General features: G+C 44.4%; 5 protein-coding genes. All 5 read right to left on the reverse strand.

All coding sequences use genetic code 11. The features are described from left to right. Position 1: 1 nt before the first annotated feature. Positions 2-1,513 (reverse strand): cellulase family glycosylhydrolase, encoded by a 1,512-nt coding sequence (locus GV030_RS07190; RefSeq protein WP_159581255.1) that lies wholly within the window; start codon positions 1,511-1,513, stop codon positions 2-4. Between the two features lie 87 nt (positions 1,514-1,600). Continuing rightward, positions 1,601-3,568 (reverse strand): hypothetical protein, encoded by a 1,968-nt coding sequence (locus GV030_RS07195; RefSeq protein ID WP_159581257.1) that lies wholly within the window; start codon positions 3,566-3,568, stop codon positions 1,601-1,603. 25 nt (positions 3,569-3,593) lie between these two features. Continuing rightward, positions 3,594-5,180, reverse strand: coding sequence for a RagB/SusD family nutrient uptake outer membrane protein (locus tag GV030_RS07200; protein ID WP_159581259.1), 1,587 nt, complete (start codon positions 5,178-5,180; stop codon positions 3,594-3,596). Positions 5,181-5,193: 13 nt separating this feature from the next. Beyond that, the gene (locus tag GV030_RS07205) at positions 5,194-8,334 is read right to left on the reverse strand and encodes a TonB-dependent receptor (protein ID WP_221413297.1); all 3,141 of its coding nucleotides are present in this window, start codon (positions 8,332-8,334) and stop codon (positions 5,194-5,196) included. Positions 8,335-8,571: 237 nt separating this feature from the next. Beyond that, complete coding sequence (locus GV030_RS07210; RefSeq protein WP_159581261.1) at positions 8,572-12,642, reverse strand: hybrid sensor histidine kinase/response regulator transcription factor; 4,071 nt, start codon at positions 12,640-12,642, stop codon at positions 8,572-8,574. Positions 12,643-12,777 lie beyond the last annotated feature (135 nt).

Consider the following 12,777-nt stretch of genomic DNA (forward strand, 5'->3'; position numbering starts at 1 on the left):
ATCAATTCGCTGATATTATTGCCTGCAAGGCATCTTCATAAACCACTTCTCCACTATTTCTATTGAAAAGTCCGAATCCATTATTCCCCGTATACCCATTGTCCCAGTAGACTGGAATCATCCCGTTGGACACTGCAGCGCGAGTAACGTAGGTGAGATAAGCATTTCGGGATTCTATATGTAGCTCATATGCTGAGTTCGGGAGCTCAGTGCGCAAAATCGCTCCGTACTCACCAAGTATCACAGGGTAACCCATATCAACAAAGTAGGTTTTTACATCTCCGAAGGCTTCATCAATCCAGTCCTGATCCCCCCAACCACTATGAGCGGCGTTGCCTGCATTTTCAGCACCCCATAGGTAAGTACTCCCATTCTCCTCCAAGGCAAACTGGTAAGGATCATAGAAATGCACCTCTACCATCAGTCGATCACCAATCTCATCTGCCGGAAATGAAAAATGCCGTACCCCGTAACCGATGTTGGTATTGTATGTCTGAACTACCAGGTGGCGATACGAATTACGCCCACCAGTCGCTCTCACGGCGTTCACAAATGTCTGATTGAAGGAGTTTTGAACTTCAGCATACTCGGCCGACGGTTCTCCATATTCTCCAGACATATGAACTTCGTTGGTACCGGCAAATAGCAGGTGATCATCATAATTTCTGAAAAACTTGGCTATCTGCTTCCACATTATCGCGATGCGGTCATTAATGTAATCCTGATCATCATAAATAGGCGAATCCATCCAACCACCATCCCAATGAATATTGATGAGCACATACATCTCATTATCCAAAGCGTAGTTGACCACTTCTTCCACTCTCAACTTCCACTCATAGCTTATGTGATATGTCTCCGCATCTTCCATTTTGTGGGACCAGGAGACAGGTATCCTGATGGTATTGAATCCAGCTGCTTTCACAGCATCAATCAGTGCTTTGGTCACCACTGGGTTGCCCCAGGACGTTTCTCCACCGGATAGTTCTCCGTTGTTCGCTGAAATCGCCTCCATCGAGTTCCCGAGGTTCCATCCGAGCCCCATTTCTTGAGAAAGCTCAAGAGAAGTCATATTTCTCATACCGCTGTTGTCAGGATCAACAAAGTCCGCTAGTTCTGGTTCTTCAGAGGTTGTGGTTTCTTCACTTGCCTCTTGTGTGACGGAGATGTTAATAGATTCTGCCTCCTGTGCCGACAGTTTGAAATCCAACTGACGCTGTTCTGTAGTCTCATTTTTATCGACTGTTATTTTCACTGTGGCATCACCTTTGGTCGATTGTAATGAAGCCCGCACCCAGGTGCCTGAAGGATACTCAAGCTTCCAAATGGCATTACTCGAAATGTTGATTTCCTCTACTCCTCCATCCGACCCAAAAGCCAGACTGGATTTATCCACACTAAGGTGCACCTCTCCTTCGTCAGGTTTTGGATCACCTTTTTCGGCACATGCGGAGAACTGCAGCAGCAGCAGCACCTTTACAGTTAATAATAAGTACCTAAAAAAATCTATCATATACTCGTTTCTCTAACTCATCTCTCTAAAACATAAGAACAGAGTCGGGGTATAATCCCGACTCTGTTGATGATAACCGATCATCAATTATCCGTTATCAGGTACGTACACGTACGCCATCAAAAATTCATCTTCTCCGGACAGTTCAGCATCACGCAACACCTTGAGAATCATTACATTTTCCTCCACTCTCTGGATAGTTAAATCACCCCATTTTGCCACAGCATAATCTCCAGTCCATGGGTGGAGTACCGGTACAGAAATCCGTAACTTATTCGCTTCCAGATCAAGAACCCATATACCCATCAGAGTCACTTGTTCGTCTGTAGAGAGCATATCACCATCCTGTGGCATCCCATTTCGGACCATCGTTTCTCCATCTTCCTCATACGTGTAAATACGCCTCCGCTGAAGGATCTCTACCGTACCATTTTCCATGAAAGTCATCTGCCCGTAATCCACATCTGCTTCACCAGCAGCGTAATGTTCACCAGGTAGCGGGTTCCATGACCAGGTGGCAAAATCAGAAAAGATAATTGGCCCTTGTTCTGCACCCCAGGTGGTGGTTACATCATAGGTTCTGTCACTGTCTATTTTCCAAGAAGTACTAGTCAAAATGCTTTTGATGGCATCTTCAGGGTCAGTGGCTCCTCCCCCTCCTGAGGCTTTCAAATGGATAGAGAGATACTCATCCTTGTCAGCAGCTTTTTGACCCAACCATATCCCGTTCACAGCGCCCGCAGTAGATTCAGCCATCAGGATTCTCAATTTATTATCGGCCGTGGTGCCAAATGTGAGCCACCCCCCTACACCAGAGAAAAAGGTAATAGCCTGACCAAAATCAATCTCATTCTTCTCATTCACGGTATAATTACCTTCGAAAGATCCTGCTCCGGTTTCAATTATATATTCGCCTTCAGCATCAGCTGTTTTAGTCAGCTGCATGGAAACTCCTGAGAATATGTCCGCATCATATGGTGGAGACCAGGTGGTAAAGGCAAATCCCTCTGGATCAGTACCTAATGTAGCTACTTCGTTCAACGCGGCTCCACCAAGGTCATGCCAGTTGTATGGGTAAGCCAGATCGATGATCCATGTTTTAGAGGTCGATGTGTTAGTTGTCAAGTCTCCATTGGCATCACCATCGTATGGAGGCTCTGGATCACCCTCTTCTACAGGCACCCAGTTATCACTGTACTCTTTAGATAAATAGTTAAACACCAGCATGGCTGCTCCATCACAAGAGGTTTTTCTTAAGAACCCTAGTTGCATGTAGTCGTCAGTCAGCGAAAAGACCCGGGCTTTGCCCCAATCTTCCACACAAGCCTCATTGTTGGGGGTATGTAGAGCAGTTGCATCCGTGGAGTTCAGCGTGTAATTGTTGACATCCAGAAAAAACGTACCACTTTCGTTACCCCTGGCTGGAATCATTGGATGATTGGCCGTAAGGAATGCTCCTCCGTCGAGACTAAAAGTCATCTCACCATAGTTCCCCACATCAGCTACCCATTGGTTTCCGGGCCAATCAGGATTCCAGTTCCAACAGTCGCCACCTTCCACGAGGCATTCCCCTTGCCATCCATTGTCTGTTCCATAGAAGTACATAGGGCCGAGGAAGTACTTAGAAAGACCATCTTCATTTAGGTCCAGAACCCAGGTTTTTGACTCTCCCACCCCACCAGTCAGTGTGTTCCAAAGTGGGTCATCCACATAGGAAAGGTTCATAGTGGTGATCTCGAGGGTGGTGGTGTCACCAGCCACAAAGCCTCCAGATGCAGAAATGTTATAGATGAATTGATAAGAACCAGAGAAAGGCAGCCTCACCGTATCCTTTACTTTGGTAGATCTTCCCATAGGAGTCACCCACATTGGGATGGCTCCGGGAGTTAAACTTTCCAAAATCACCATATTAGGATCATCAGGATTTTGTGTCACTTCATATTTGAGCGATGAAGATGAAATCAAAGAGTCCAATTCAGGCTCATCCATCTGACATCCCACTATAGAGAGCATGACAGCCAATGCTAATGAAAATATGTTGGTTAAATTTTTCATGTCGATTATCATTTAGATTCCTTAATTACCATCCCGTATTTTGCTTCAGCACTCCGCTCGAAAGCGTAATCTGAGAGTTTGGTATCTGCATCAGTCCTTTGGTTTCCCTAAATTTGGCTGTAGTGATTGTTTTGGGCTCCACTACCCCGGCATTAGTAACCGTGGTTGATTCTTCTATGGCCTCGGCAGCTGTATCTAATCCTTGCCGTAGCAAATCGTAATACCTGATCCCTTCCAGGGCAAACTCCAGGTATCTCTCCTTCATGATACTAACTGGAGTTACGGCCAATGGTGTGAAATTGTCTCCATAAGCCCGTTGACGCACCATATCCAAGTAGGTCTGAGCATTGCCACTTCCAAGCTCGGCAGCCATCAGCAGTACATCGGCATAGCGAATGGATACATAGTCCTGAAACTGTCCAATCATGAAGTTGGTGCCTCCCATTTCCACGGCAACACTATTTCCATCCATATCAGACATTGGGGTGTACTTCTTATTGGTGTACCCTGTGTATTCCCTTTGACGATCCAAATCAAAGTCGAGTCCCTCATCTTCTACAGAAATGATGGAAGCTATCTTTCGAGTATCGGTATCAGCGTAAGCATTCCATAGCTTCGGGTTTACGGTACCTCCTCCCCAGCCATTGCCGTAAGGGTAGAAAGACTGCTCTCTTAAACCGTACATCACGAGCCAATGATTGCCATCCGTATTTCCATTGTAATCGCTGGTGAATGTGTACTTAATTGCAAAAACTGTTTCCTTATTATCCTCACCAGCATAGTTTTCCACAGAAGCTGCAGGCCATAGGTTGGCAAAGTCTTCGACCAAACCGAAACCTCCATTCGTGATCACATCTTCCACATAAGAAAGTGCCTGAGACTGGTTTACAACCCCAACCAGATCAGTCTCATCATAATATCCCGTATAGAAAAGATATACTCTACCCAAAAGTGCCTCGGCAGCCCACTTGGTTACTCTTCCATATGTCGCTGGATCCTGGGAGGTGTATGGCAGACTGCTTAGGTTCTCAATAGCAAAAATCAAATCCCCGGCTATCATTGCGTATACATCTGCCGGATCAGCCTGGGGCAGGTTTTCTGTAGTAGGTTCTGTAATCAAAGGAATGTTACCCCACATTCTGACCATGTCAAAATAGAGGTACGCTCTGATGAAACGCGCTTCAGCTTCGTAAATCGCCTGAAGGTTTTCCTCAGTGCCCCATTCGATTTGGTCCATTTTGGACAACAGCACGTTGCATCTGTAAACAGCTCTGTAATAGGCTGTCCAGTTATCTCCGTACAGGTTTTGATAAGAAGGTGCTAATGAAACATCAAAGTGATCAATTGCCTGGAAGTTGTAGGCGTCACTCGCCCCAGTGCCGCCAAAGCAATTATCTGACATGACCTCTGCTGCAAGTGGAAGTGCCACTCCTCCAGCCCAAACGGTCTGGAGGCCGTCATAGCAACCTACCAATGCTGTGTAAGCATCTGATGGTGTTTTATAATAGTTTGCATCTGTCACAGTGGTGAGTGGTTCTGTAGACAAGAAGTCCTCACAACTGACCATCCCCAAAGTGACGATTGAAATGATTATTAGTTTTATCGTTTTCATTTTCGAATTCCTTTTAGAATGACACATTTAGACCTACCATGTATGTTCTGGGTCTTGGGTAGTATCCCAGATCTACACCTGATGAAAACCGGTCTGTTGATCCATTATCCAGCCCAAAGCCTACCTCAGGATCCATACCATTGTAACTAGTGAATGTGTAGAGGTTCAGAACTGAAGCATATAACCTCAGCTTACCAAAGCTCTCACTGGGTATCAGTTTCCCAAAGTCATAGCCGATGGTTATGTTATTAATTCTCAGGTAGTCTCCATTTTTCACATACAGATCTGAGAATTCAACCCAGTTAGAAGCGTTTTCCGTTACGCGAGGTACGCTGTTGGACGTTCCTTCACCATGCCATCTGTTAAGAATGTCGGATGTATAGTTGGCGTATGGATTTGAATGATCACGGTATGACTGAGCAATTTGGCTGCCGGCTACTCCAGATCCAAGCACTGACAAATCAAACCCATGATACTCCAGTGCCACATTGAGCCCAAAAATAAAATCAGGGTTTGGATTACCTATTTCCTTTCGATCCCCATCATCGATTACGCCATCTCCATTCTGATCGACATATCGTACATCACCGGGCTTTGCTGCAGGCTGCACCAGCTTTCCCTCCTGGCTTTTATGCGCCTTTACCTCAGCTTCATTTTGGAATATCCCGTCAGTTTCTAGCCCCCAAAAGAATCCAATAGGATAGCCACTTTGTGCTCTGTAAAACTCCAGAGAATTGGCAAATAATTGATTAGTTGCCCCGTGCACGATACCATCGCTGGTGGGGATTTCTCCCACCTTGTTTTGATTATAGGATCCATTGACACCAACCGTATAATTCAAGTCGCCAAAGCTGGAGTTGTAGGTAAGCGCCACCTCTATACCTGTGTTGATCACATCGCCACCATTAATGTAAGGGGCATCCGCACCGGCCGTGGCCAGCACAGGGGCTACAATCAGCCAGTCTTTGTTGGTCTTCTTATACCAGTCCACACTCAGGCTTAACCCTCCATTGATCAATCGGGAATCGAAACCAATATTGATTTGTTCGGCAGTTTCCCACTGCAAAGCAGGGTTGGCCAGTCTACTCGGATATGCTCCTGAGGTGAGTGTGCCTTCCGTATTTCCGAAGATATAGTTAACATTTTGGGTACTTATGGGAGCCAGGTATTGATAGGCTCCGGCGTTTTGGTTTCCCACCTGCCCCCAGCTACCTCTGAGTTTCAAATAGCGAACCAGGCTGCTAGAGCTAAGGAATCCCTCCTCACTGAGTATCCACCCGGCACTTACTGAGGGAAAATATCCCCACTGATTGCCATCGGCAAAACGTGAAGAGCCGTCAGCACGGAAGGTCGCATTTAGGAGGTATTTCTCACGGAAGTTGTAATTCAGACGACCGAAGTATGACAACCTGTGATCCGGGTCGTTTCCGCCACCATTGATGTTGATATTGGCCCCATCGGTATTTGTGGTATTGTTGATATAGGCATTCTTTAGCCCTACAAAAACAGCATCTCTATTGGAGGTGTACATACTCGAACCCTGAAACTGGTAAACAGATGACCCTACCATGAAGGAAATTCCATGATCGGCCAAATTCAGATCATAACTCGCCCAGTTGTCCCAAAGGATTGACCTTCCTTTGGAAAGGCTCTGCCCTACCTCTGTATAGTTTCTGAAAGCGTATATAGACAACTGATACTCCGGTGCATACGAATGACCCTCATTAGCGTAGTAATCCAAACTAAATCGGGTTTTAAAACTCAGCCCTTTGATAGGCTTCAATTCAGCATAGATATTCCCCAGGAGCTTTTGTCCATTTCCTTCACTTTGATTGTTAATCATCATATTGGCGTAAGGATTGGCCTCCCCATTGTACCAGGTAGCATTGCTATTGTCCCAGTAGTTTCCAAGTGAATCATACATGGGCACAAATGGACTCGTATTAAATGCTGATCGCAAGGTGTTGTTGTATTGGTTGCCAACCCCAATACCTCTGGTATTGGTATAAGCCATAGACATGTTTTCACCTATCGTGAGGATTCCGTCAAAAAGTCTTCTTTCTGAATTGATCCTGAATCCGTAGCGTTCATAATTGGAAACCTCTCCTCCCCCTACTATGCCTTCCTGACTTGTGTAAGAAACCGAAGATGAAAAGTTGGATACATCAGTACCCCCACTAAAACCAAGCACATAATTTTGAGTAAGGGCATTGTTCACAAACATCTCATCCATCCAATCACTATTGGCATTAGCTGCCAATGAATCAATTTCTCCTCCGTTGAAATAAGGTAGTTTACCTGAGTTGATAGCTGCTTCGTTCATGATAGTGGCATACTCTCTTGCATTCAGCATATCTGCTTTTCTAGCCACATTCTGTACTCCATAGTATGAGTCAAATGTGACTCTGGACTGTCCGGCTTTGCCCTTCTTGGTGGTGATCAGTACCACACCGTTTGAAGCTTGTGAACCATAGATAGCAGCTGATGCAGCATCCTTCAATATATCCACCGAGGCAATATCCGCCGGATTCAGGTATGATATATCCCCGGTCAAAACCCCATCTACCACGTATAAAGGGCCAGTTCCACTAAGTGATCCAGCCCCTCTGATAACCACTCTCATCCCGGAACCTGGCTGACCAGATGAAGATGACAGTTGAACACCTGGTGCCTGTCCCTGAAGACCCTGAAGTGCGTTGGTAGTACTTAGCTTTTGAATGTTCTCTCCATCCACCCTCAGATTCGCTCCAGTATTTAGAGCCTTTTTCTGAGTACCATACCCTACTACCACAACTTCCTGCAAACTCGACACATCTAGTGTTAAATTGGCATCTATTACAGCTTGGGCACCCACTGTAAATTCCAGGTTTTGATACCCCACAAATGAAATTACCAAAACAGCATCTTTACCGACATTGAGATTATACCTACCCTCAACATCGGTGACTGTACCATTACTGGTCCCTTTTTCTAACACCGTGGCACCAGGCAATGCTTCACCCGTTTCTGTGTCTCTAACTACACCGCTCACTGTGCGATCCTGTGCTATGGCTGAGCTACCAAAAAGCACAAGGCTTAGACATAGCAGAGACTGGAAAATCATTACTGAAAGACCGTCTCTCCATTTCTCACGCTTCATGTAATTGTTCTTCATACTTATTGCGTTAATTTTATAATTAGGTGGATTCTGTTGAAGAGTCTTTAATTTGACCATCCCCCAGAGCGCGTTGATTAAACTATTCCCAATTTTAAATCGAATAAATCCTGAAGGCGGTCAAGGTTTCGCCAGAAAAGGGTACAAAAATGTCATGCGCATAAAAAAACCCCTTCAGGCCTTACTGAAGGGGTTTTTTATGTCAATGAATCAAGAATTAATCCTCGAACCGCCGAACTAACCAACGGGGGACTCTGGATCCACTGCTTTGGAACGATACTCAGATGGGTAAATCTTATATTGGGATTTAAAATATCGACTAAAGAGCTTAGGATTATTGTAACCCACCTTATAAGCTACTTCAGACACATTCAACTGACTTCTTCCCAGAAGATCAGCAGCTCTTTTCATTCGGATATTCCGGATAAAATCAATGGGTGTCTGGCCTGTGATTTTGAGGATCTTCTGATAAAAATGTCCTCTGCTATATCCTAGCTCGTGACTCAAATCCTCCACAGAAAAATCGGAGTTTGACATATTCTCTTCCACCAGATTGACAGCCTTGGCTATCAGCTTTTCGTCCATCGAGACAATATCTACCTCAGCAGGAGTGGCTTTTATCCTGGAGCCGGATTCCTGTACCCTACGCTGAAACTTAAGCGCACTATTGATACTACTCACGAGTATTTCAAAGTTGAAAGGTTTGGATATATACTCAATGGCCCCGGCATCAAGCCCCTGGATGCGATGCTGGTCAGACGACTGGGCCGTCAAAAGGATGACCGGAATTTGTAAGGTTCTGGGATCAGATTTTATTTTTTCACACAATTGATGACCATCCATCACCGGCATCATCACATCGCTTATCACAATATCGGGCAGCTGATGCATCATCATTTTCCATGCTTCCTTACCATTGCTCGCTACGGTGATGTTATAATGTTGCTTGAGGTTGTCCTTGAGATAAAACCGAAAATCAAAATTATCCTCCACCAAGAGCACGGAAGGTTTCAGTTCATTCCCTGGTTCTATTGTTTCCTCCCTTTTATGCACCGACCCGGCCAACTCTCTCACCAGTTCATCCGCTATATCTTCGTCGGTACTGAGCTCCCTTAAAGGCATCTCCACCACAAAAGTGCTGCCCATGTTCAGTTTACTCTCCACATAGACCCTTCCTCCATGGAGCTCCACAAACTCCTTGGTGATGGACAACCCTATACCTGTACCATTGTTGATAATATCACCGGTGATTTCATTTTGAAAGAACCGATTAAAAATCAGTTGCTGCTTATCCTCAGGTATCCCTATACCGGTATCTGACACCATGATCACCGCATTGCTTGATCCTTCCGCCTTTTTCTGGAGTTCAAAATCAAGCGTAATCACCCCACCTGGCAGGGTGAATTTGAAGGCATTGGACAAAAGGTTGAACATTACCTTTTCCATTTTATCCTTATCAAAAAAGGTGTAGAAACTTCTAACCTCAGACTCAAAATTGAGGGTTATTTCCTTTTCACGAGATAGATCTGAGAATGAGTCGATTACATCCTGTAAAAATGCAACAATATTACCACTGGACTGACTCAGAACATGCTGATTGGCCTCCATTTTTCTGAAATCCAGTAGCTGATTAACCAGGGTCATCAATCGCTTGGCATTCCGCTGAACAATGGTCAGATCGCCTACTTTAATCTTCTCCGGATTCTTGATCATCCTATCAATGGGAGTCAGAACAAGCGAAAGGGGGGTGCGAAACTCATGACTGATATTCGTGAAAAACTTGATTTTCATCATGTCCAGCTGATGCTGTCGTTCTATCTCTTTGCGCTCATTTTCCACCTGGGCCTTTTGTCGCTCCCGATGAACAATATAGGTACGAGTGAGGTACAGTGCCAGGATGATCATGCTGAAATAGAGTCCAAACGCCCATGGCGTCTGCCAAAATGGTGGTCTAATGTGAATATTGATAAAAATATCCTCACCAGCCCATGTATTGGGGTTATTTGACGATCTCACCCTGAAAGTGTAATTACCAAAATCCAAATTGGTGTATTTCGCACTCCTCACTTCAGGAGGAGCATTTAGCCAATCATCATCAAATCCTTCCAGTTTGTATTGATACCGGAGCTTGCTAGACTGAAAGAATGAAAGAGCCACAAACTCTATAGATATGGTATTTTCATCATGATTGAGGTAGATATCACGGGTATCATCCAGCGGGTTAGTGAGGATCACTCGATCGTGAAACGCTGCTCCAGTGGTGATTTCAGTGCTGGAAATAAAAAACTTAGTAAAGAGCGTTTTCGCAGCTTTGTCGCTGACCTCAATTTCTGATGGCCTGAAAACATTGAAACCATTCTGTCCTGAGAAAATAAGATCACCATCTCTGGTCTTGAGTGAAGCATCTTCTGTAAAACTATCACCCTGAAGACCGTCAGACAGGTCGAAAGTTTGAAAATCGTAAGGCTTCAAACCCGTACTCATTCTGGTAATCCCTCTGGAGGTGCTCATCCATAAGTCGCCATTGTTGCTTTCTTCAATGGACATGACAATATTGGAAGAAAGCCCATCACTATCACGAAAGACTTTAAACCCATTTTTATCCTCATCATACCTATTGAGTCCATCAAGCGTGCCTACCCAAAGCTGACCATCCCTATCTGAATGCAGTGAAATGATACTATTGTTACTGATTGGATACTGAATGGTGTCCTCGCTAAGAAAACTTCTTACGCTCTCATCACGCGGATCAAATACAGACAACCCACGACCGGTTCCCAACCAGATCCGACCCTGTGGATCCTCTGTAATACAGGTTACATAATTGGCCTTTAGCTCATTTTGTATACTAAAGTTGGTCAGTTCATTGGTCTTAGGGTTAAGCCGGTAAGCTCCTCTATTAAGGGTGCCAATCCATATATTGCCCTGAGAATCTTCATAAAGCTCCCATACACTACTACCCGATTCAGGATCATCATTTCCAAAATTAAATCTGGAGAATCTTTTGCCATCATACAGAAATAGCCCCTCCAGATAAGAACCTACCCACAAAGTTTCATTTTTGGCATAAAGTAAACTCACCACCACTGCAGGAGTGGGGCCAGGTATGCTCATATCATCGAGCACACTTTGGAAGGTATGATTTGCCCGATTGAAATAAAGTAATCCTTTACCATTAGTCCCAATCCATAGGTTTCCGCTTCGATCCTCCACCATACTACTCATGTCATTATAAGCGGGATCTTTCTTGTGGACTTTATAATGTGCGAAATTGTTTGCTCCTCTGTGATGATAGTTGATTCCACTTTTTGTGGTACCTACCCACACTCCTCCATCCCTGTCTCTAAACAAAGTATTGACATTATTATTATTGAGACTTTTAGGTGCATCCGGGTCATTCAGAACTGACCTGACACTCCATGTATCCTTAACAAGTACTGAAATCCCTCCATGATCTGTGCCTATCCACATCTGATTATCTTCATACTGAATGACATCCCTGATCAACTCACTTGTCAATATTTTTTCGTCCAGAAGTCTTGTTTCACCCGTACGGGTATTGAGGTAAAAAAGCCCAAAAGGGTCGTCTGTAGAAAAAAGCCAAACATCCTGATCCATGTCCACAAACAAACGCCAGTAGTTTTCCTTTTTCGAGGAAATCTCAGGAATACCGTATCGGCGAATCACCTTATTCTCCCGAGGATCAATCATCTCTATGGCTCCAATAGAATGGACCACCCAGATATTGCCCAGGTGATCAGTCACAATGTCGGTGATGGTGTTTGAAGCAATTTTGATTCCATCCTGATTGCTGTTAAACTGCTGAGTGGATCCGTCTTTGGATATTTTGACAAGGCCTCTATTTTCCACTACAAACCAAAAATTACCATATGGATCGTCCTCCATCTGAGCAATGAAAACTGGTTCGGTCTGTAACAATGTGAGGTATGCTACGGGTACCTCAAATGTTTCTTTACTCGAATTGTATACCGAAATCCCGAGACTATTCCTGACCCACATCTCCCCCTCAGGGCCTCGCGCCATCCAAAGGATTGTATTGTTTTGGAGTGTTCCAGATTTACCCTCTTCATGATAAAATGACTTGACATTGTAGCCATCGTATCGATTGAGGCCCGATAAAGTACCTACCCATATATAGCCCTGTTTGTCTTGAAAAACATCGTTAATCTGGTTATTCGAGAGGCCATTGGTGGTAGTAATTCGCTCAAATTTAATATCCGCAGACGGCTGACTGGCTACATAACCAGAAACAGCCAGGCAAGTCATCAAAACAACCCACTTTGTCATCAACCTATTCATTATCAATTGCGATACAGATCCATTATAATTTACATATTAAACAACATCTGATTGATTTCATATGAAAGGTTTTTAAAAATGACATTCTTTACCCCAGGACATTTCAATGTTCCACCTGGAAAA

Source organism: Marinoscillum sp. 108, assembly GCF_902506655.1.
GTDB classification, from domain to species: domain Bacteria; phylum Bacteroidota; class Bacteroidia; order Cytophagales; family Cyclobacteriaceae; genus Marinoscillum; species Marinoscillum luteum.

Coding starts and splice junctions, on each gene's coding strand:
- GV030_RS07205 (WP_221413297.1), bottom strand. CDS start 8,334: ATGAAGAACAATTACATGAAGCGTGAGAAATGGAGAGACGGTCTTTCA.
- GV030_RS07195 (WP_159581257.1), bottom strand. CDS start 3,568: ATGAAAAATTTAACCAACATATTTTCATTAGCATTGGCTGTCATGCTC.
- GV030_RS07200 (WP_159581259.1), bottom strand. CDS start 5,180: ATGAAAACGATAAAACTAATAATCATTTCAATCGTCACTTTGGGGATG.
- GV030_RS07190 (WP_159581255.1), bottom strand. CDS start 1,513: ATGATAGATTTTTTTAGGTACTTATTATTAACTGTAAAGGTGCTGCTG.
- GV030_RS07210 (WP_159581261.1), bottom strand. CDS start 12,642: ATGACAAAGTGGGTTGTTTTGATGACTTGCCTGGCTGTTTCTGGTTAT.